We start from the raw sequence: 19,230 nt of genomic DNA on the forward strand, positions 1-19,230 counted from the left end.
ACAAGTTCTACCTTTCCTGGCATACTCCGATCGACCGTCCGACGCCGATCCCAGGGGTGCCATGTCCGCGAATCCGTCCACCGACGACCTGCTGGCCCTTGCGCGCTCCTCCCCCACGGCCGTCGCCGTGCACGACAAGGCCGCGTGGCTCGGCCTGTTCGCGCGCCAGCACATCATCGAGGACCCGGTCGGCGGCCGCCCCGTGCTCGGCGGCCTGCACGACCGGAAGTCGGGCCGACGCGGCGGCGACCCGCTGGCCCGGTTCTGGGACACCTTCATCGCGCCCAACGGCATCAGCTTCGACATCGAGAACGAGGACATCGTCGACGGCCTGCACGTGGTCCGCGACGTGACCATCGAGACCCGGCTCTCGGCCGGGGTCGTGGCCAGGGCGCCGATGCACCTGCTCTACGAGGCCACCCTCGACGACGGCGAGCCGCGGATCCGCCGCATCGCCGCGCACTGGGAGGTGACGCCGATGTTCGCGCAGGTGGCAGGCGTCAGCGCCGAGCGGTTGACGGTCGCCGCCTCGATGAGCGCGCGGATGCTGCGCCTGCAGGGCCTCGGCGGCACGCTCGCCTTCGGCAAGGCCGCGCTGAGCGTGGGCAAGCGGGGCAAGGACGCGGTCCGGCGACTGGTCGATTCGGCGCAGCGCGGGGATGCCGATGCGCTGAAGATGCTCGGCGGCAACGTGATCACCGACCTGACCAAGGTGATCGCCGCGGGCGACGCGGTCACCGCGACCGGGACCGTTGACGGCGCGCACGCCGTGCTGTTCGCCTACCTCGACCGCCGGACGATGCGGGTGGTCAGCGCCGACGTCTACCGCTGAACCAACGGGGCCGACGGAACAAGTCGTCCGCCATCGGCTCGTCCACGGCGCGGATGCGAACCTCGGCCTCCTGCCCGCACCACCCGGACCCGAGGTGCCGCACCGACACGCACACGCCGGTCTGCACGTCGAGCCGCACCACCGAGTCCGCGGTCGGCACCCACGGGTCGGGATCGAGCTCGCCGTTGCCGGAGAGCAGCGCGCAGCACGTGCAGCGCGGGTCGTACTCCGGCGTCGGGCGCACGTGCGCCTGCCACGTCGGCCGGCCGTGGTGCGACACCGCCTCCACGGCCAGCACGTCGACACCGTCGGCGAGTTCGGCGGGATCGAGCAGCGCAACCCAGAAGTAGTCGTCGTGGAAGGGCGGGTCATAGTCGATCGCAAAGTCGTCCGGGCGCACCGCCACGAGCCCGTCCGCGTCGTAACCCGGCTCGACGTCGGCCGGCCAGACCCGAGCGAGCGGCACGCCGCCGCTATCGCTGTACGCGACCGCCACCGGGCGGTTGCGGCCCGTCGTGACGTGCACCCGACCGTCGCCATCCTCGACCCGCAGGTGGTCCGGCCGTCGGATCCAGGCGTGCTCGAGATCGTCACGGTCCAGGTCGAACTCGAGCGTCGACCAACGCCAGGGGGACGATCGCGCGAGGGCGCGGAATCGCTCGACGGTCGGGGCCAGATCGGTGTTCACACCCCGAGTCTGGCGCCTCCCCCGCGACGGGGCCATCGATTTTCCGGCGCTCAGTACCCACCAACCGGCCGAGCCGTCAGTACCCTTCCGGCAACGCCGTGAACATGTCCCGGGTCACGGCCACCGCGTTGTCGGAGCTGCCGCCCCTGACCACGAGCGTCGCGAACGCGATGTCGCCTCGGTACCCCACGAACCAGGCGTGCGAGCCGCCGTCGACCTCGGCCTCACCGGTCTTGCCGTAGATCTCGCCCTGGTCGGCGATGCGGGTGGCGGTACCGCTGGTGACCACGTCGCGCATCATTCCGCGCAGGCCCTCGACCATCTCCCGGCTGATGGGCGGGTGAGCGCCCTCGATCTTGGTCTCCTCCCCCGAGATCAGCGTCGGCACCGGCGTCGACCCGTTCGCGATCGTCGCGGCCGCCAGCGCCATGCCGAAGGTGCTCACCACGACCTTGCCCTGTCCGAAGCCGTCCTCGGTGCGCTGCACCAGTTCCGGTGCGGGCGGGACGGATCCGGAATCTGTCGGCAGGCCGGGCACGTCGTAGTCGGGCCCGATGCCGTAGCGCGCGGCCGCCACCGTCAGGGCGTCGGGCTTCATCTCGCTGGCCAGCTTGGCGAAGGTGGTGTTGCACGAGCGCGCGAACGCGGTGCTCATCGGCACCGTGCCCAGCGCGAACTCGTTGTAGTTGGGCACCGACCGTTCCCCGATCACGATCCGACCAGGGCAGCCGACGGGGGTACCGGGCTGGGCGAGGCCGTTGTCGATGGCCGCACCCGCGGTGATGATCTTGAAGGTGGAGCCGGGCGGGTACAGGCCCGTCGTCGCGACCGGGCCGTCCTTGTCGGCGGCCTTGTTCTGCGCGACCGCCAGGATCGCGCCGGTCGACGGCTGCAGCACCACCATCATCGCCTGTTCGACCCGCGCGTTGACCGCGTTCTGCGCGGCCACCTGGATGGGCCGATCCAGGCTCACGGAGAAGGACGGCGCCGGTTGGGGTTTGGTCTCGGTGAGGACATCGATGTCCACGCCGTTCTTGTTGACGGTGACCACACTCCAACCGGCCTTGCCGTCCACCTCGTCGATGACCCGCTTCTTGACCTGGCCGATCAGGTCGGGGGCGAAGCCGCGGTCGGTGGAGACCAGGTCCGCCTCCTCCGAGACCGTCACCCCGGACAGGCCGCTCAGCGCGGCGGCGACCGTCTCGTAGTCCTCCTGTCGCAGGCTCGCCACCAGGTAGGCGCCGCTGACCGAGGTCGCCGACTCCACGATCGACTGCGGGGTGAGGGTCGGGTCGAAGGGCTCCAGCGCGGTCGCCAGCGCGGTCGCGACGGCGGTCGGGTTGCCGGAGTCCTTGGCGTTGAACTTGATCCGCTCGATGGTCCCCGGCACGAGCACGTCCGAGCCGGCCCGCTCGTTCACCCGGGCCCGCGGCGCCGGGGTGGCCCGCAGCGTCATCGTCTGGGTGTCGCCGAGTTTCGGGTGCAGATCGGTGGCGCTCCAGCGGACAGCCCACTCCCCGTTCTTCCGCCCCATCTGCAGGTCGCCGCTGTAGGTCCACACCCGGTCCTTCGGCAGATGCCATTCGTAGGTGTAGCCGACGGTCGCGGTGTCGCCGTCCACCCGCACCGATCCCGTCGTCGCGGTGAGGGATTCGGCCTGCAGGCCCTCCCACGCGGCATCGATCGCGGGCTGGGCGTCCGCGGGCCGGTCGGACAGCGCGGCGGCCCGCTCGGATTCCCGGTCGGCCACGGCGTCGAGGAACTCCTGGGCTGCCGGTTCGGGGCCAGCCGGTTTCGGGGTGCACGCGACCGCGCCGAGCACGAGGGCGCCCGTGACGACGAGCGAGGAGAGGATGCGGGGTGCGGCGGTGGAGATCATCGCCTGCCATCGTAGGTCGGCCCACCGCCCAGGCCGGGAAGGCACCCGCACCGCGAGCGCTTTTCACCCCGATCGGGGTACGACTCGCGCACGGGCGGCGAAGCCGCTAGTCCAACAGGACCGTGGAGAACATGCCGACCTGGGTGAACCCGATGCGCTGGTAGGTCCGCCGCGCCTGGTGGTTGAAACTGTTCACGTAGAGGCTCGCGGTGCGGCCCGACGCCACGACCGCCGCCGCCACCGCTGCGGTCCCGGCCGCGCCGAGACCGTGGCCCCGGTACCGAGGATGCACCCACACGCCCTGGATCTGGCCGACCTGCGCGGACATCGAGCCGACCTCCGCCTTGAAGGTCACCTCCTCGCCGTCGAACCTGGCCCAGGCCCGTCCCGCGGCGATCAGGCCCGCGACCCGGCGGCGGTAGCCGCGGCCACCGTCGTTGGAGCGCGGGTCGACCCCGACCTCCTCGATGAACATCGCGATCGCGGCCGTGAGGTACGGCTCGAGCTGATCCATCCGCACCGGACGCACGTACGGATCCGGCGCGACGACGGGCGGCGCCGAGAGAGCGAGCAGCGGTTGCTCGGCGCGCACCTCGCGCGCCGGACCCCAGTCGGTCTCGAGCATCTCCCACAGCGGCAGTGCCAGCTCGCTGCGGCCGACCACCGACGAGCACATCCGCGGTCCCCGGCACGCCCGGTCCGCGAAGGCCCGCAGGTCGTCGAGGTCACCGCGCAGGGGAACCATGTTCGCGCCCGAGAAGCACAGCGACTCGGCCGGGCCGCCGCGGCTCCAGAGCTCGCCGTTGATCGCCCGCGGATCGATCCCGAGGTCCTGGATCCGCGCCGCGACCATGCACGAGGCGATCGGATCGGCGTCCAGCACGCGCAACACGTGCACCCTGTCGCGCGCACCGAGCTGCCTGGCGCCGAGCAGTTTGAGCACCGAGTCACCCCCGGGTCGGGTCGTCGGGATTCGAGTGGTCTTGTGATCCCACGATACGTGCGAGCGTCAGCTGACGGTAACGACCGGGGATCCCGATGCGGATTGGTCCTCGCCGAACTCCTCCGCGATCCGCATCGCCTCCTCGATCAGCGTCTCCACGATCATCGCCTCCGGCACCGTCTTGATGACCTTGCCCTTGACGAAGATCTGACCCTTGCCGTTGCCGGACGCGACCCCGAGGTCGGCCTCGCGGGCCTCGCCGGGACCGTTGACGACGCACCCCATCACGGCAACCCGCAGCGGGATCTCCATGCCCTCGAGACCGGCGGTGACCTGCTCGGCGAGGGTGTACACGTCCACCTGGGCGCGCCCGCAGGACGGGCAGGACACGATCTCCAGCTTGCGTGGACGCAGGTTCAGCGACTGCAGGATCTGGGTGCCGACCTTGATCTCCTCGGCGGGCGGCGCGGACAGCGAGACCCGGATGGTGTCGCCGATGCCCTCCGAGAGCAGCGCGCCGAAGGCGACCGCGGACTTGATCGTGCCCTGGAACGCCGGGCCCGCCTCGGTCACGCCGAGGTGCAGCGGGTAGTCGCACTGCGCGGCCAGCTGGCGGTACGCCTCGACCATGATCACCGGGTCGTTGTGCTTGACCGAGATCTTGATGTCGCCGAAGCCGTGCTCCTCGAACAGGCCCGCCTCCCACAGCGCCGACTCGACGAGCGCCTCCGGGGTGGCCTTGCCGTACTTCTGCATCAGGCGCGGGTCGAGCGAGCCGGCGTTGACGCCGATCCGGATCGGGATTCCCGCGTCGCCCGCGGCCTTGGCCACCTCGGCGACCCGGCCGTCGAACTCCTTGATGTTGCCGGGGTTCACCCGCACCGCCGCGCACCCGGCGTCGATGGCGGCGAAGATGTACCGCGGCTGGAAGTGGATGTCCGCGATGACCGGGATCTGGCTCTTCTTCGCGATCGTCGCCAGCGCATCGGCGTCCTCCTGCCGGGGGCAGGCCACGCGCACGATGTCGCAGCCGGACGCGGTCAGCTCGGCGATCTGCTGGAGGGTGGCGTTGACGTCGTGCGTCTTGGTGGTGCACATCGACTGCACCGATACCGGGAAGTCGCTGCCGACCCCGACGGATCCGACCTGGAGCTGTCGGGTCTTGCGGCGCGGCGCGAGGACGGCGGCCGGGCCTTCTGGCATGCCCAATCCGACGGGGCTGGTCACGTGGATGCCTTCTTTCGTAGCGTCAGGACAAGTTTAGCGAGCACTAGAAGATCTTGATCGGGTTCACGATGTCCGCGGTCAGCGTGAGCAGCATGTACGCGCCGCCCAACGCGATGACCACGTAGGTGATCGGCATCAGCTTCATGTAGTTGACAGGTCCGCCCGCGGGGAGTCCGCGGCGCGCGCGGATCGAGTCGCGGATCTTCTCGTAGATGGTCACCGCCATGTGCCCGCCGTCGAGCGGGAGCAGCGGCAGCAGGTTGAAGATGCCGAGGAAGAAGTTCAGCGTCGCGAGCAGGCCGATGAACAGGTCGATGTAGCCGCGTTCGGCCATCTGACCGCCGATGACGGAGGCGCCGACCACGCTGATCGGGGTCTCGATGTCGCGTTCGCCGCCGGTGACGGCGGTCCACAGGTCCGCGACCTTCGACGGCATCTGGACCAGGGCGTCGACGCTGCGGACGAAGACGTCGCCGGTGTAGACGAAACTGCCCGGGATGGCGGAGAGCGCCGAGTACTCGAGGAACGTCGGCGGGGCCTTGATGCCGATCGCGCCGACGTCCTGGGAGACGGGCGGCAGCGGGTTGCTGTTGGTGGAGTTCCGGTCGTTGACCCAGCGCTGCGCCTGCTGCACCTGCACGTCGATCACCTGGGTCTCGCCGTCCCTGTCGACGGTGAACTCGGCGGTGCCCGAGAGCGGTTGCGTCGCCTTGACGACGTCACCGAAGGTGGAGGTCGGCGTCCCGTTGACCGCGACGACCACGTCGCCGGGCAGGATGCCCGCCTGCTGGGCGGGCCCCTCGCCGGTGCAGTCCGCCAGCTTGTAGTCGCCGTCCTTGCCCGCCTGGGTCGGCGCCACGCAGGTGACGCCCTCCACGACGGCCCTGGTCTCGGTGTTGGGCAGGCCCCAGCCGACGGCCTGGATGTAGACCAGCACGAATCCGAAGATGAAGTTCATCGCGATGCCGCCGGACATGACGACCAGGCGCTTCCACGTCTTCTGCTTGTACATCGCGCGGTCGACCTCGTCGGGCGCGAGCTCGTCGTGCTGGGTCATGCCCGCGATGTCGCAGAAGCCGCCCGCGGGGATCGCCTTGAGTCCGTACTCGGTCTCGCCGCGCCGGAAGGAGAAGATCTTCGGTCCGAATCCGATGTAGTAGCGGCGGACCTTCATCCCCAACGCGCGGGCGGTCCACATGTGGCCTGCCTCGTGCAGCGCGATGGAGACGGTGATGCCCAACGCGAACAGCACCACACCTATGACGAACACCATGCGGCTCTAGTCCTCCTGCTTGACGAGCTCGTGTGCCCGTGCGCGCGCCCACGCGTCTGCGGCGAGCACATCCTCCACGGTAGCCGGTGGCGCGGTCCACTCGTCGGCACCAGCGAGGACGCGTTCGACCGTGCGCACGATCGCCGGGAACCTGACGGTCCCGTCGAGGAACGCCTGTGCGGCGACCTCGTTGGCGGCGTTGTAGATCGCGGTCAGGCACCCGCCGCCCTTGCCGGCGGCCCTTGCCAGGTCCACGGCCGGGAACACCGAGGCGTCGAGCGGCTCGAACGTCCAGGTCGCGGCCGTGGTGAAGTCGCAGGCCGCGGCGGCGCCCGGCACCCGGTCCGGCCAGCCGAGGGCGAGGGCAATCGGCAGCTTCATGTCCGGCGGGCTGGCCTGGGCGAGGGTGGAGCCGTCGGTGAAGGTGGCCATCGAGTGCACGATCGACTGCGGGTGCACGGTGACGTCGATGCGGTCGTAGTCGATGCCGAACAGCAGGTGCGTCTCGATCAGCTCGAGCCCCTTGTTGACCAGGGTCGCCGAGTTGAGGGTGTTCATCGGGCCCATCGACCAGGTCGGGTGCGCGCCTGCCTGCTCGGGGGTGACGGATTCGAGGGCGTCGGCGGTCCAGCCGCGGAACGGGCCGCCGGAGGCGGTGAGCACCAGCCGGTCCACCTCCTCGGCGCGCCCGCCGCGCAGGCACTGCGCGAGCGCCGAGTGCTCGGAGTCCACCGGCACGATCTGTCCCGGCGCGGCAGCGGCGGTGACCAGCGGGCCGCCCGCGACGAGCGATTCCTTGTTCGCGAGCGCCAGCCGGGCGCCGGATTCGAGTGCCGCGAGCGTCGGTTCGAGGCCGAGGGAGCCGACGAGCGCGTTGAGCACCACGTCCGCCTCGGTGGTGCGGACCAGTTCGGTGACGGCGCCTGCTCCGCTGAGCGCGGGGCCGTCGAGGCGGGCGGCGGCCGCCGGGTCGGCGACCGCGACCGCGTTCACCCCGGTCTCGCGGATCTGCCGGGCCAGCAGGTCGATGTTGCCGCCGCCCGCGGCCAGACCGACGACGGTGAACTTGTCGGGGTTGGCCGCGATGACCTCGAGGGCCTGGGTGCCGATTGATCCGGTGCTGCCGAGCAGGAGCACGCGCGTAGGTTCTGCCACCCGTCCATTCTTCACGACGGCACCTGAGAAGAAGCTGACAGGACTCCGACGCGGGGCCTAGCGGAAGGCGTCGGCGTTGGCGGTGACCCATTGCGCGAAGGTCGTGGCCGGGCGGCCGGTGACCTCCTCGACGGTGGCGGTCGCCCGCTGCGGCGCACCGACCAGCGACGCGACGGCGGTCTCGAGGTAGAACCGGGCGTTCGGGCCCATCACCGGTTCGAGGATCTCGACGGCCTCCTCGACGGGCACCCGGACGTACTCCACGGGCCGCCCGAGCACCTTGCCGAGTTCGTGCACCCGTTCGGCGCGCGAGAGGGCCCGCGGCCCGGTCAGCTCGTAGGTCCGGCCCTCGTGCCCGTCGCCGAGCAGGGCGGATGCCGCGACCCTTGCGATGTCGTCCATCGCGATCGGGGCGCTGACCACATCGGGGAACGGGTCGCGAACGTGTCCGGTGCGCCGCACCTGGTCGGCCCAGACGAGGTCGTTCTCGAGGAACTCCCCCGCCCACAGGTGGGTCCAGGCGATCCCCGATCGCTCGACGGCCGAGGTGACCGCGCCCCACCACGATTCGCGCTCTCCGGACAGGTCGACGATGTGCCGGACCCCGGCGTCGCGGGCCAGGGCAACGACCTCCTCGACGGTGTCCGGGGTTGGCGCCAGGTACATCTTCTCGACGCCCTCGAAGGCGGCAGGCAGCGACTCGGGCCGGCGCAGATAGCCCTCGGCGACCTCGACGCCGTCCGGAAGCATTGCCTTCGAGGGGTTGTTCGTCAGGGCTCGGACATCGGTCGCGCCTGCCGCCAGGAGGTGGTCGACGACCAGCCTGCCGATGTTCGCGGTGGACCCGGTCACCAGAATCGTCATGTAGTACACCGTACGGTTCATGCCGCCGACCGGCCACCCTGACAGGATGGCGAGCGTGAACCCGGACGCGCTGCGCACCGTGCCGTTGACCTACCCCGAGGTCGGCGGCACCCGCGCCGCCCTGCCCGACGGGTACCACCACGTGCACGAGAGCGCCGTCATCGGCGTCGGCGCCGAGGACTTCGAGCGGGCCGAACACGTGCTGCTGCACTGGGACATGCACCGCCGCGCGGGACTGCGCGTCCGGTCCACCCACGAGGAGGCCGTCGAGGGCGCCGTCGTGATCCTGCGACTGGGACCGGGTCCACTGGCCGTCACGGCGCCGTGCCGGGTGGTCTACCGGATCGACGAGCCGGGGCGGTCCGGCTTCGCCTACGGCACCCTGCCCGGTCACCCCGAGCGCGGCGAGGAACGCTTCGCGATCGAGCTCGGCGACGACGGCCGGGTGCGGGTGGTGGTCGACGCGTTCTCCACCGGCGGCAGCGCGCTGGCCCGGCTCGGCGGCCCGGCGAATCGGGCGGTGCAGCGGTGGATCACGCGCCGCTACCTCGGCGCGTTCACGCACACCGCGCGGGCGCGCCGACCCAGCTAGGTACGACGCACGGTCGTATGCCACGATATGCAGGCACACGCACACCCGTACGAGCAGGAGGATCGACCGTGGCCACCGAGCTGGATCCCAGCGTGAACGAGCCCCTCGTCGCCGCACACGTCGACACGGCAGAAGTTCCGTCCGCAGCCTGGGGCTGGAGCGGCGAGGCGCCGCGACTGTTCCGCTTCCTTGGCTGGTTCTTCGCAGCCTTCCTGCTCGTCTACACGATCGGTAACCACGAGGGCAGGGTCGAGGACCTGTGGCTCGTCGGCATTTCCGCCGGCATGGTGTTCCTGCTCGTGCGCGACATCATCCAGCGCCGCAAGCCCCGGTAGACAAGAACTTTCGACGACGGCCGCCAGGTTTACAAACCTGGCGGCCGTCGTTCGTAATTCAGTCCTGCCAGTAGAACAGCAGATCCCGCACACACAGAGGGCCCCGATCGCCGAAGAAATAGACGCACAGTCCGTCGACAACGACTTCTGCAAGCCTGTCATCGATACGGCGGAAACCGCCCGAGCTGGTGAGTAGGTCGGCGATGGAATCGCGCTGGGTGCGGAAGAAGGGTCCGAGGGTGCTGATCATGACGTCACCCTCAGCGGTGTGGATGCGGAAGTACGTGCCACCCCCGGAGCCCTCGTCCACGCCTGCAGGTACCGGCTCGCCGGGTTCCACACCGGAGGCTTTGAGTGCCTTCATGGCCGCCCGAACCGACGCCTCGTCGTCCCGGTCCTCGATCGACGGCTGTAGTGCGGCTTCGAGAATCCAGCGGGCGTCGGTACCACGTTGGCCGGGCGCATATTCTCGGATCAACGCGTCCCGCACATCGGTCGGCAGCCCGGCTACCTCGACGGGGCGTGGACCCAGTTCATTCCACATCTTGCGGACGTCGACCGGAAAGCGCCTGGCGAGCACCGCCATTGCCCACACCTGACCCGGGCCGGCCCGGGTCGCCATTGCCGTGAGCCCAGCGACGACGCCGGTGGCAAAACGGCCGTCGCGATAGCGCGCCGTAAGGAGGTCGAACGCCGCACGGGCAACCATCGTCGATTCGTCTGCCAGCGCCGGGGAAACGTCTATGCCCACCCGATCGCTCAGGCGCACACCCAGCAGCCGCAGCGCCGGTGTCTCGCCGCTCAGCATCAGTACGTTCGGCGATCCCCCAAACACAACGTCCGCCCCGTAGGAGGTAATGAGCGCGTCGATCGCATGCTCCGCGCGAACGCCCTCCCACGGGTCGGTAGCCCGTTCTACGAGAGCCGGTGCGGCGGATGTGTCACCAAGTTCGGCGCGGACAATGAGGGCAGCAAACCCGAGAGTGCTGAGGACATCACTGCCGTCGGCACCGCTCTCCTGCAGCTTCGCCCACGCCAGTACCTCACCGGAATGCTTCCCGGGCGAAACCGTCAGCAAGTCGAGTAACGCTCGGCGAAGTTCGCTGGTTTCTGTCGGATCGCGCAGAATCGCGAGCAAGTCTGCCGGACTTCCCGACGGAAGCCGCCCGACGAGCGCATCCGCGCAAGATCGACGGTGATTCCACTGTTGCGCTTTGTCAGTAACGAAGTGGACGAGTTCCTCGGGCGCTACCGCTGATAGGCGTCGAGCCAGCTGCACCGGTGAGATGTCTTCGAATCGGTCCCCGAACCACTTGGGACGGACGCTGCTCATCCCTCCGCGGCGAGCTGTCCGCAGGCGGCGGCGATCTCCTGGCCGCGGGTGTCGCGGACGGTGCAGGACACGCCCTGCGCGATGACCCGGCGCACGAACTCGCGCTCGACGTCCTTCGGGCTCGCGTCCCACTTGCTGCCCGGTGTCGGGTTCAACGGGATCAGGTTCACGTGCACCCGTGAGCCCAGCGCCTTGTGCAGCTTCTTGCCGAGCATGTCGGCGCGCCAGGGCTGGTCGTTGATGTCGCGGATCAACGCGTACTCGATCGATACCCGACGACCGGTCTGATCGGCGTAGTACTTGGCGGCATCGAGCACCTCGGCGACCGTCCAGCGGTTGTTGACCGGGACCAGGGTGTCGCGCAGCTCGTCGTCGGGGGTGTGCAGCGACACCGCCAGTGTCACCGACAATCCCTCGTCGGCCAGCTTGCGGATGGCGGGCGCCAGCCCGACCGTCGACACGGTCACCGAGCGCTGCGACAGCCCGAGGCCGTCCGGCGCGGGCGAGGTGATCCGTCGGACCGCCGCGACCACGCGCTTGTAGTTCGCGAGCGGCTCCCCCATGCCCATGAAGACCACGTTCGAGAGCCGGCCCTCGCCACCCGCGACGTCACCGTCCCGCATCGCCGCGGCCGCCGAGCGGACCTGATCCACGATCTCGGCGGTGGACAGGTTCCTGGTCAGTCCGGCCTGGCCGGTCGCGCAGAACGGGCAGGCCATGCCGCAGCCGGCCTGGCTGGAGATGCACAGCGTCGCCCGGTCCGGGTAACGCATGAGCACGCTCTCGAGCAGGGTGCCGTCGTTGGCCTTCCACAGCGTCTTGCGGGTGCTGCCGTCGTCGCAGGCGACGTGCTTGACCGCGGTGAGCAGCGTCGGGAACAGCGCCTCGCCGACCTTCTCGCGCACGGACGCGGGCAGGTCGGTCATCTTCTCGGGATCGGCCTCGAGCCGACCGTAGTACTGACGGGCCAGCTGATCCGCCCGGAATCCGGGCAGCCCCAGCTCCTGAACGGCCGCCTTTCTGCCCTCGGCGTCGAGGTCGGCGAGGTGCGTCGGCGGCATGCCGCGACGCGGAGCGTTGAACACGAGCGGGACTGAAACGGCCATAGTGTGCTCCAGTGTCCCATCCAGCACCCGCGACATGCGAATTCTCGTCGCGATGCGCGTGCAATCACACATCCCCTGCGAAATGATCGGGGCATGGCCACCAGCGACGGACCCACCGCTTCCCCCTCGGAACCGCTCGGCGATCCGCAGCCAGAGGCGGAGCCCGCCATCCCCCCTGCCGCGCCGGCCGCCCCGTCCGACACCGGCCTCGCGGGCACCAAGGCCGCCGCCACCTGGACCGGGCTCGTCATCGGGGTCCTGGTCCTGATCCTGCTGCTGGTGTTCATCCTGCAGAATCTGGACCAGGTCACCCTCAACCTGTTCCTGTGGGAGTTCTCGCTGCCGCTCGGTGTGAGCCTGCTGCTCGCGGCGATCGCAGGCGCGCTGATCATGGCCCTCGCGGGCGGCGTCCGCATCCTGCAGATTCGCCGGGTGGCGAAGAAAGCCAGATCCATCACCCACTGACCCGCGTTGTGCGGCAGCGCACATAACTTACGCAAACTGGCCCGGCACCCCCGACGGGAGGACGATGGAAACGTCGTCCCGATCACCGGAGGAGTTGCTGTGACCATTCACGCAGAGCGTCGAGGGGTTGCCGCCCCACCCGATCTCGCCCGGTCGTGGCTGCTGGTACCCGCTACCAAGCCCGAGAACTTCACACCGGCAGCGGAATCCGGGGTGGACGCGGTGATCCTCGACCTCGAGGACGCGGTGTCCCCACCCGCCAAGCCCGCCGCCCGCGACCGGGTCGTGGAGTGGCTGGGCCGCGGCGGCAGTGCCTGGGTCCGGATCAATGACGCCACCACGCCGTACTGGGCCGACGACCTCGCCGCCCTCTCGGCGGCACCGGGCCTGGCCGGGGTGATGCTCGCCAAGACCGAGAGCGGCAACCAGGCCGACGCGACCGCGGACCGGCTGCCCGAGGGCACCCGCATCCTCGCGCTGATCGAATCGGCGATGGGCTTGGAGGCCGCACCGGAGATCGCAAGGGCGGACGGCGTGTTCCGGCTCGCGTTCGGCAGCGGTGACTTCCGCCGCGACACCGGCATGAGCGACGACCCGATGGCCATGGCGTACCCGCGCTCCCGCCTCGTCGTCGCCAGCCGCGCGGCACGGCTGGCCGGACCGATTGACGGCCCGACCATCAGCACGAACGAGACCGTCCTGCAACGTGATTCGGCACTGACCGCGTCGATGGGTCTGACCGGCAAGCTCTGCATGCACCCCGATCAGGCCCTGGCGGTCAACCGGGCGCTGAGCCCGAGCCAGGATGACATCAACTGGGCACGGGAGGTGATCGCCGAGCTCGGCGAGGACGGCGAACGCGTCCGTGACGGCAGCGATCTGCCGCGCCTGGCCAAGGCGAAGAAGGTCGCGGAACTCGCCAGGGCGTTCGGCCTGGACTAGAACTCAGGCGACGCCCTTGATCCGGTAGACGAGCACCCCGGCGAGCACCGACAACGCGCCGGCGAGCACGTAGAGCCCGGTGTAGCCGCCGAGGGAGTTCACCATCACCGCCGCGACCACCGGCGCGAGCACGTTCGGTAACGCGATCGCGAGGTTGATGATGCCGATGTCCTTGCCGTTACTCTCGGCCTCCGGCAGCACCTCGGTCACCAGCGCGAAGTCGACGGCGGTGAACACCCCGGTCCCCAGCCCGAGGATGACGGCCGCGAGCACGGTCACCGGGAAGGTCGGGACGAAGGCCAGCAGCAGGGTCGCCACCGACATGAAGATCGCCGACGCCGCCACGAACGGCCTGCGACGCCCGACGCGGTCCGACACGGCACCGGCGACCACCACCGTGACGAGGACCGACACGGCGTAGACGACGGTGAGGATCAGGACCCCGTCGCTGACCCGGAGCCCGCCACCGGTCGCGGCGTCGTCACGCGTGAGTCCCACCTCGTCTTGCAGGTAGTAGAACAGGTAGAACAGCCCCGTCGCGCTGCTCATGGTGGCGAGGAACCGGGTCAGCCAGGCCCAGCCGAAGTCCGGGTACCGGCGCACGTCCACCCAGTAGCACGCGAGCAACTCGGCGAGCCGGAACGGCGGCTTCTCGACCGGGGCGAGCGGTGGTTCCCACCGTGAAAAGACGAACGGCACGATCGCCAGGACGCAGGCGGCCGCGCATAGCAGGTATCCCACGGTGATGCCCAGCGGACCCGCCCAGATCGCGGTCGCGGCGGTGCCGAGTGCGGTACCGACGACGACGGCGAGGGTGTACGCGAACCCGTACCACCCGGAGACCACGCCGCGCTGGGCGACCGGCACATGGTCGGCAACCGAGGCCGACACCGGCGTGATGACCGCGTTGATCACCGCCTGCACCGCGACCCAGCTCAGCAACACCGCCGGCAGCGTCTGCGCGAACCCCATGGCGACCAGCCCGGCCGCCACCACCACCGTTCCCCCCGCGATCCACGGGGTGCGACGGCCCCACCGAGAGACCGTGCAATCGGACAGGGCGCCCCACAATGGCGTCGACAGGAGCGCGAAGATACCCGCGATGAAGCCGATGACGGCGAGGTTGGTCTCCTTGCTGGTGGCCGAAAAGAACCACGGCGCACCCTCCGTCATGCGCTCCACCTGCGGCGACATCAGCACCTGCGCCGGCCCCGACCACGCGATGTTGATGCCGACGTAGGCGAGGGTGAACATCGCGATCCACCCGCGTGAGGCACGTGTGGTCGGCCCCACTGTCGGTTCCGGCGCGGTGGTCGCGGCGGACGCGGAGAGTGGAGCAGTCATCGGGATCCCTTCGGGCGGCGGCATTCCCACGTCAACTGGCCGGGGAACGAAGAAGCACCATCTCACGAGGACGTAGCGACCACAGGTCTTTTCGGTCTTGCACCGATTCGCCGGTCCAGACGTCAACGGATTCGGCGGTGAGCGGGCACAACACCGTTCCGTCCGACAGGACCAGCGCGTCATCGCGGACCCGGACCGAGATTGCGCGTCGACCCCGGTTCAGCACCCCGTAGACCACCGCACCGCTCAGCTGACGGCGCCACACCTCGACGCGCCCGAACCGGGCGACCCGCTCCCCCTGTCGGCCGAGCGCGTCCTGGGAGATCGCCAGCACGCCTGCGTGAGTGAGCAGCTCGCGCGTCTGCTCGGACATGGTGCGCAGGTCGTTCCCCGCGAACAGCGGCGCCGCCAGCATCGCCCACAGCATGAAGTGGCTGCGCGACTCCACCTCGCCGAGTCCGTGGTTACCCACCTCGAGCATGTCGGGGTCGTTCCAGCCGCCGGGACCGGCGTACCGGGCCAGGCCGTGCTGGCGGTCGGCGAGCCGCAGCACCGAGCGCCAGCTCGCACCGATGTCCGGAGTGGTGCGCCATAGGTGCCCGTACTCTCCCGCCCACTCCCACGGCCTGGTCATGCCATATTCGGAGATGCTGTAGACGATTGGCCTCCCGGTGTCCGCGAGGGCAGCGGCCATCCGTTCGAAGGCTCCCCGGTGGTCGAGTCCGGTGCCGCCGCCACCGGCCCGGCACCAGTCGTATTTGAGGTAGTCGACGCCCCATCCTGCGAGGGTCTCCGCATCGAGGTCCTCGTATCCGAAAGATCCGATGTCGCGGGCCGGGTAGCGGTCGTAGATCATCGCGCACGTCCTACGCCCGGGCGCCAGATAGAGGCCGAACTTCAGTCCGCGGGCGTGGATCTCCTCACCGAGGGCGGCCATCCCGCTCGGGAACCGTCTGGGGTGCGAGCGGAGTCGGCCATCGTCCCCGCGGGCGAAGGCCTGCCAGCAGTCGTCGACCACCAGGTACCGGTACCCCGCGTCACGCATCCCGCTATCGACCATGGCGTCCGCGGTCGCCAGCACCACCTCCTCGGTCAGGTCATAGCAGCGGAATCGGTTCCAGCTGTTCCAGCCCATCGGTGGAGTGGGCGCGAGGGCGGGGTCCTTGCGCGGCGCCGACCTCCCGCAGTCCCGGTTAGCAGCACTCACGTCAAGCTCCTTGGCGCTGCGGAACTTCGGCATCCTCAGAGGATAAGGCCGACCGGCGCGCGCCTGATGTGGATCCGGTACCCGACCTCGAGCGCCAGCCCCGGGGTCTGCCCGTAGGCGCGCTGCGCGACCTTGCCGCTGAACTCGATCCCGAGCACGGCGCGCAGGGCCGCCCTGCTGTCGAACTCCCACCGTGTCCTGACCCTCGAGAGCTCGAATCCCTGTGCGGCGAAGAACGACTCGACCCCGGCCGGGTCGTAGTGCGGCAGGTCCGCGCGCATCCACTCGCCGTACGGGCCGACCGTGGCGTCCAGATCCACCACCGCGAGCACTCCCCCTGGCCGCAGCACCCGCATGGACTCGGTGATACCGGGCCCGCAGCCCGGCCCGAAGAAGTACGCGGTCCGCGCGTGCACGAGGTCAACGGAGGCATCGGGCAGTGGGATCCGCTCGGCGGAGCCGGCGAGCACCGTGACGGCATCGTCTCCCGCCGTCCGGTTCCGCGCCCGGTCGACCAGCGGCGGGTGCGGTTCGACGCCGACCACCGACCGGGCCAGCGCCGCGAACACCGGCAGGTGGAACCCGGCGCCGCAGCCGAGGTCCAGCACGTCGCGCCCGGCCCAGTCGGCGACCCGCCGCAACTCGGCGAACACGGCGCCGTCCGCGTCCTGGGCGCGGTTCTCCACCTCGTAGACGTCCGGCCAGTGCCAGATGTTGGGGCTCGGGATCGGTGCCGTCACGACTGCGCTCGCACGGTCACAACAGCGCGGTGAACACCAGCCACGTGACGAACGCGGACGGCAGCAGCGAGTCCAGCCGGTCCATGATCCCGCCGTGTCCGGGCAGCAGGGTGCCCATGTCCTTGATTCCGAGCTCTCGCTTGACCTGCGACTCGATCAGGTCGCCGGTGGTGGCCACCAGGACCAGCACGACGCCGAGCACGACGCCGACCAGCGCGTCGGCATCGAGGATGAGGGTGACGGTGAGGACCGAGCCGATCACGCAGAAGACCAGCGAACCCGCGAAGCCCTCCCAGGACTTCTTCGGGCTGATCGCCGGGACCATCGGGTGCTTGCCGAACAGCACGCCGGCGGCATAGCCACCGACGTCGGAGCACACCACCCCGATGATCAGGCAGAAGATCCGTCCAGGACCGTCATCCTGGCGCACCATCAGCGTCGCGAACGAGGCCAGCAGCGGGATCCACGCGGCGACGAAGACCGCGACCCCGGTGTCGCGGAGGAAGTTCTGCGGGGTGGCCTTCAGCCCGCCCTGCAGCAGGCGCCACAGCATGCACGCGAGCACCGTGCCCGCGAACCCGCCGAGCACGCCGGTGGTGCCGTACGGCCAGCCCAGCCAGATCGTCGCCTGCCCACCGAGCAGCAGCGGGATGAACGGGACCGCGATCCCGCCCTCGCGCAATCGCTTGGTGACCTCCCACGTCGCGACGGCCATGGCGGCCGCCACGATGGCGAAGAACAGGTTCGGGAAGTAGAGCAGCGCGACGACGAGCATCGCCCCGAGCCCGACACCGACCGCGATCGCCGCAGGCAGGTCCCGGCCTGCCTTGGCGTTCACGGCCGCGGCGGCGCCCTGGGGCGCCGAGCCTTCGGTTGACACTAAACCTCCAGCAATTCAGCTTCCTTGTGCTTCACAAGTTCGTCGATGTGCGCCACGTACTTGGCGGTGGTCTTGTCGAGTTCCTTCTCTGCGCGCCCGACCTCGTCCTCGCCCGCGTCGCCGTCCTTCTGGATGCGCGAGAGCTCGTCCATCGCCTTGCGGCGGACGTTGCGGATGGAGACCTTGGCGTCCTCGCCCTTGCCCTTGGCCTGCTTGACGAACTCGCGGCGCCGCTCCTCGGTCAGCTGCGGCACCGAGATGCGGATGATGCTGCCGTCGTTGCTGGGGTTCAGGCCCAGGTCCGAGTTGCGGATCGCGGTCTCGATCGGCCCCAGCTGCGCGGCCTCGTACGGCTTGATGATCACCATGCGCGCCTCGGGCACGTTGATGCTCGCCAGCTGCGTGATCGGGGTGATCGAGCCGTAGTACTCGATATGGATCCGGTTGAACATGCCCGGGTTCGCGCGCCCGGTGCGGATTCCGCCGAGGTCCTCCTTGGCCACCGCGACGGCCTTCTCCATCTTCTCCTCGGCGTCGAAGAGAGCTTCATCAATCACGGTGTTCCTCCAGGCTCGGCGGGTGCGGTGGGATGGTTCATGACTTGACGAGTGTTCCGATCTTCTCACCGGCCACCGCGCGTGCGATGTTCCCCTCGGTGAGCAGGTTGAACACCATCATCGGCATCTGGTTGTCCATGCAGAGGCTGAATGCGGTGGCGTCGGCAACCTGGAGGCCCTGTTCGATGACCTCGCGGTGGCTGATCTCGGTGTACATGGTCGCGGTCGGGTCCACTCGCGGATCGGCGCTGTAGACGCCATCGACGGCCTTGGCCATCAGCACCACCTCGGCGCCGATCTCGAGGGCGCGCTGCGCGGCGGTCGTGTCGGTGGAGAAGTAGGGCATGCCCATGCCTGCGCCGAAGATGACGACCCGGCCCTTCTCGAGGTGACGGACGGCGCGCAGCGGCAGGTACGGCTCGGCGACCTGCCCCATGGTGATGGCGGTCTGCACGCGGGTGGCGACGCCCTGCTTCTCGAGGAAGTCCTGCAGCGCAAGGCAGTTCATCACGGTGCCGAGCATGCCCATGTAGTCGGACCTGGACCGGTCCATGCCGCGCTGCTGCAGCTCGGCGCCGCGGAAGAAGTTGCCGCCGCCGATGACGACCGCGACCTGCACGCCGGAGTTGACGACCTCGGCGATCTGCTCCGCCACCGTCTGCACCACGTCGGGGTCAAGGCCGACCTCGCCACCACCGAACATCTCGCCACCGAGCTTGAGGAGGACGCGCTTGAAGCCGTCCCGTCGGGGTGCGGAATCGGTCGGTGCGGGTTCGGTCATGGCTCTCCTCGATCGTCGGTGCCGCCGTGGGCGGTGTGCGGCCAGCATGAATAGGCCACCCGGTGTTCTGGCCACAGATGACCACTC

General features: G+C 69.7%; 20 protein-coding genes. 5 read left to right on the plus strand and 15 right to left on the minus strand.

Annotation, left to right across the window (positions count from 1 at the left end; all coding sequences use genetic code 11):
* The first annotated feature begins 61 nt into the window (after positions 1 to 61).
* Positions 62 to 832 (plus strand): transporter, encoded by a 771-nt coding sequence (locus RM1_RS03775; protein WP_072750069.1) that lies wholly within the window; start codon positions 62 to 64, stop codon positions 830 to 832.
* Here RM1_RS03775 and RM1_RS03780 read toward each other — a convergent pair.
* The 7 genes from RM1_RS03780 to RM1_RS03810 form a co-directional block, all read right to left on the minus strand.
* Entirely contained in the window at positions 810 to 1,520 is a 711-nt protein-coding gene (locus tag RM1_RS03780; RefSeq protein ID WP_083576514.1) for a hypothetical protein, read from the minus strand. The two genes, RM1_RS03775 and RM1_RS03780, sit on opposite strands and share 23 nt — an antisense overlap.
* Before the next feature lie 76 nt (positions 1,521 to 1,596).
* Positions 1,597 to 3,399 carry a penicillin-binding transpeptidase domain-containing protein gene (locus RM1_RS03785; protein ID WP_072750071.1) on the minus strand — a complete coding sequence of 601 codons (1,803 nt, stop codon included), beginning with the start codon at positions 3,397 to 3,399 and terminating at the stop codon, positions 1,597 to 1,599.
* A 106-nt stretch (positions 3,400 to 3,505) separates the two neighbouring features.
* Positions 3,506 to 4,342 (minus strand): GNAT family N-acetyltransferase, encoded by an 837-nt coding sequence (locus RM1_RS03790; protein WP_027499324.1) that lies wholly within the window; start codon positions 4,340 to 4,342, stop codon positions 3,506 to 3,508.
* A 66-nt stretch (positions 4,343 to 4,408) separates the two neighbouring features.
* Positions 4,409 to 5,569 (minus strand): flavodoxin-dependent (E)-4-hydroxy-3-methylbut-2-enyl-diphosphate synthase, encoded by a 1,161-nt coding sequence (gene ispG / locus RM1_RS03795; protein ID WP_027499323.1) that lies wholly within the window; start codon positions 5,567 to 5,569, stop codon positions 4,409 to 4,411.
* Positions 5,570 to 5,612: 43 nt separating this feature from the next.
* Positions 5,613 to 6,842: a M50 family metallopeptidase gene (locus RM1_RS03800; protein WP_072750072.1), complete on the minus strand. Its 1,230-nt coding sequence runs from the start codon at positions 6,840 to 6,842 to the stop codon at positions 5,613 to 5,615.
* A gap of 6 nt (positions 6,843 to 6,848) precedes the next feature.
* Complete coding sequence (dxr, locus tag RM1_RS03805) at positions 6,849 to 7,997, minus strand: 1-deoxy-D-xylulose-5-phosphate reductoisomerase (RefSeq protein ID WP_092667695.1); 1,149 nt, start codon at positions 7,995 to 7,997, stop codon at positions 6,849 to 6,851.
* A 57-nt stretch (positions 7,998 to 8,054) separates the two neighbouring features.
* Complete coding sequence (locus RM1_RS03810; protein ID WP_072750177.1) at positions 8,055 to 8,861, minus strand: NmrA family NAD(P)-binding protein; 807 nt, start codon at positions 8,859 to 8,861, stop codon at positions 8,055 to 8,057.
* Between the two features lie 46 nt (positions 8,862 to 8,907).
* Between RM1_RS03810 and RM1_RS03815 the strand changes: the two genes are divergently transcribed.
* Both RM1_RS03815 and RM1_RS03820 read left to right on the plus strand, forming a co-directional pair.
* Positions 8,908 to 9,453, plus strand: a complete 546-nt coding sequence (locus RM1_RS03815) for a DUF1990 domain-containing protein (protein WP_072750074.1) — start codon at positions 8,908 to 8,910, stop codon at positions 9,451 to 9,453.
* Positions 9,454 to 9,470: 17 nt separating this feature from the next.
* Positions 9,471 to 9,788 (plus strand): DUF2631 domain-containing protein, encoded by a 318-nt coding sequence (locus RM1_RS03820; RefSeq protein WP_072750075.1) that lies wholly within the window; start codon positions 9,471 to 9,473, stop codon positions 9,786 to 9,788.
* Between the two features lie 58 nt (positions 9,789 to 9,846).
* Here RM1_RS03820 and RM1_RS03825 read toward each other — a convergent pair whose 3' ends face one another.
* Both RM1_RS03825 and rlmN read right to left on the minus strand, forming a co-directional pair.
* Positions 9,847 to 11,121 carry a hypothetical protein gene (locus RM1_RS03825; RefSeq protein ID WP_143069380.1) on the minus strand — a complete coding sequence of 425 codons (1,275 nt, stop codon included), beginning with the start codon at positions 11,119 to 11,121 and terminating at the stop codon, positions 9,847 to 9,849.
* Complete coding sequence (rlmN, locus tag RM1_RS03830) at positions 11,118 to 12,227, minus strand: dual-specificity RNA methyltransferase RlmN (RefSeq protein ID WP_072750077.1); 1,110 nt, start codon at positions 12,225 to 12,227, stop codon at positions 11,118 to 11,120. The genes RM1_RS03825 and rlmN overlap by 4 nt, the downstream gene beginning before the upstream one ends.
* Before the next feature lie 93 nt (positions 12,228 to 12,320).
* Here rlmN and RM1_RS03835 point away from each other — a divergent pair, with 93 nt between their 5' ends.
* Complete coding sequence (locus RM1_RS03835) at positions 12,321 to 12,692, plus strand: lipopolysaccharide assembly protein LapA domain-containing protein (RefSeq protein WP_072750078.1); 372 nt, start codon at positions 12,321 to 12,323, stop codon at positions 12,690 to 12,692.
* 105 nt (positions 12,693 to 12,797) lie between these two features.
* Complete coding sequence (locus RM1_RS03840) at positions 12,798 to 13,634, plus strand: HpcH/HpaI aldolase/citrate lyase family protein (RefSeq protein WP_425528668.1); 837 nt, start codon at positions 12,798 to 12,800, stop codon at positions 13,632 to 13,634.
* A gap of 3 nt (positions 13,635 to 13,637) precedes the next feature.
* On the opposite strand, the gene RM1_RS03845 is transcribed toward RM1_RS03840, so the two are convergent.
* The 6 genes from RM1_RS03845 to pyrH are packed head-to-tail and all read right to left on the minus strand — an operon-like array spanning position 13,638 to position 19,143.
* The gene (locus tag RM1_RS03845) at positions 13,638 to 14,978 is read right to left on the minus strand and encodes an MFS transporter (protein ID WP_169922282.1); all 1,341 of its coding nucleotides are present in this window, start codon (positions 14,976 to 14,978) and stop codon (positions 13,638 to 13,640) included.
* A gap of 31 nt (positions 14,979 to 15,009) precedes the next feature.
* Entirely contained in the window at positions 15,010 to 16,185 is a 1,176-nt protein-coding gene (locus RM1_RS03850; RefSeq protein WP_169922283.1) for a glycoside hydrolase family 27 protein, read from the minus strand.
* A 35-nt stretch (positions 16,186 to 16,220) separates the two neighbouring features.
* Positions 16,221 to 16,925: a class I SAM-dependent methyltransferase gene (locus RM1_RS03855; RefSeq protein WP_072750082.1), complete on the minus strand. Its 705-nt coding sequence runs from the start codon at positions 16,923 to 16,925 to the stop codon at positions 16,221 to 16,223.
* A gap of 16 nt (positions 16,926 to 16,941) precedes the next feature.
* Positions 16,942 to 17,805 (minus strand): phosphatidate cytidylyltransferase, encoded by an 864-nt coding sequence (locus RM1_RS03860; RefSeq protein WP_051636854.1) that lies wholly within the window; start codon positions 17,803 to 17,805, stop codon positions 16,942 to 16,944.
* On the minus strand, positions 17,805 to 18,362 hold the full coding sequence (gene frr / locus RM1_RS03865; RefSeq protein ID WP_027499313.1) for a ribosome recycling factor: 558 nt from the start codon (positions 18,360 to 18,362) through the stop codon (positions 17,805 to 17,807). Before frr ends, RM1_RS03860 begins: the two co-directional genes overlap by 1 nt.
* A 37-nt stretch (positions 18,363 to 18,399) precedes the next feature.
* Positions 18,400 to 19,143: a UMP kinase gene (gene pyrH, locus RM1_RS03870; RefSeq protein WP_072750083.1), complete on the minus strand. Its 744-nt coding sequence runs from the start codon at positions 19,141 to 19,143 to the stop codon at positions 18,400 to 18,402.
* Positions 19,144 to 19,230: the final 87 nt, after the last annotated feature.

The organism is Rhodococcus maanshanensis NBRC 100610 (assembly GCF_001894865.1).
In the GTDB taxonomy this organism is placed as follows: domain Bacteria; phylum Actinomycetota; class Actinomycetes; order Mycobacteriales; family Mycobacteriaceae; genus Rhodococcus_G; species Rhodococcus_G maanshanensis.

Coding starts and splice junctions, on each gene's coding strand:
- RM1_RS03775 (WP_072750069.1), top strand. CDS start 62: ATGTCCGCGAATCCGTCCACCGACGACCTGCTGGCCCTTGCGCGCTCC.
- RM1_RS03785 (WP_072750071.1), bottom strand. CDS start 3,399: ATGATCTCCACCGCCGCACCCCGCATCCTCTCCTCGCTCGTCGTCACG.
- RM1_RS03800 (WP_072750072.1), bottom strand. CDS start 6,842: ATGGTGTTCGTCATAGGTGTGGTGCTGTTCGCGTTGGGCATCACCGTC.
- RM1_RS03810 (WP_072750177.1), bottom strand. CDS start 8,861: ATGACGATTCTGGTGACCGGGTCCACCGCGAACATCGGCAGGCTGGTC.
- RM1_RS03815 (WP_072750074.1), top strand. CDS start 8,908: ATGGCGAGCGTGAACCCGGACGCGCTGCGCACCGTGCCGTTGACCTAC.
- RM1_RS03820 (WP_072750075.1), top strand. CDS start 9,471: ATGCCACGATATGCAGGCACACGCACACCCGTACGAGCAGGAGGATCG.
- RM1_RS03825 (WP_143069380.1), bottom strand. CDS start 11,121: ATGAGCAGCGTCCGTCCCAAGTGGTTCGGGGACCGATTCGAAGACATC.
- rlmN (WP_072750077.1), bottom strand. CDS start 12,227: ATGGCCGTTTCAGTCCCGCTCGTGTTCAACGCTCCGCGTCGCGGCATG.
- RM1_RS03835 (WP_072750078.1), top strand. CDS start 12,321: ATGGCCACCAGCGACGGACCCACCGCTTCCCCCTCGGAACCGCTCGGC.
- RM1_RS03845 (WP_169922282.1), bottom strand. CDS start 14,978: ATGACTGCTCCACTCTCCGCGTCCGCCGCGACCACCGCGCCGGAACCG.
- pyrH (WP_072750083.1), bottom strand. CDS start 19,143: ATGACCGAACCCGCACCGACCGATTCCGCACCCCGACGGGACGGCTTC.